The 378-nt window shown below is 63.2% G+C and carries 1 protein-coding gene; it reads left to right on the top strand.

What is annotated here, in order from left to right; all coding sequences use genetic code 11:
* On the top strand, positions 1 to 378 hold a 378-nt coding region (locus F0185_RS34185), incomplete at both ends, for a hypothetical protein (protein ID WP_187362729.1).

Here is a 378-nt window from a genome sequence, read left to right as displayed (position 1 = left end):
AACCCGCAGCCAAGCCAGCAGCCAAGCCAGCAGCCAAGGCAGCAGCCAAGGCAGCAGCCAAGCCGGTAGCTAAGAAAGCCGCAGCCAAGTCGGCCGCCAAGCCAGTCGCTAAAAAAGCGGCCGCCAAGCCAGTCGCCAAAAAAGCGGCAGCCAAGCCAGCAGCAAGCAAGGCAGCAGCCAAGCCGGCAGCCAAGGCAAAAGCCACGGCCAAGCCAGTAGCGAAAAAGGCAGCAGCCAAGCCAGCAGCGAAAAAAGCCGTAGCGAAATCGTCGGCCAAGCCAGCAGCCAAGTCGGCAGCGACGCCAGCGGCCAAGCCGGAAGCGAAGAAAGCCGCCGCTACATCGGCCGCCAAACCGGACGCCAAGAAAGCAGCAGCAC

The organism is Massilia rubra (genome assembly GCF_011682065.1).
GTDB classification, from domain to species: domain Bacteria; phylum Pseudomonadota; class Gammaproteobacteria; order Burkholderiales; family Burkholderiaceae_D; genus Telluria_A; species Telluria_A rubra.
The sequence above is the reverse complement of the archived record's forward strand: the minus strand, read 5'-3'. Positions and strand labels throughout refer to the sequence as shown.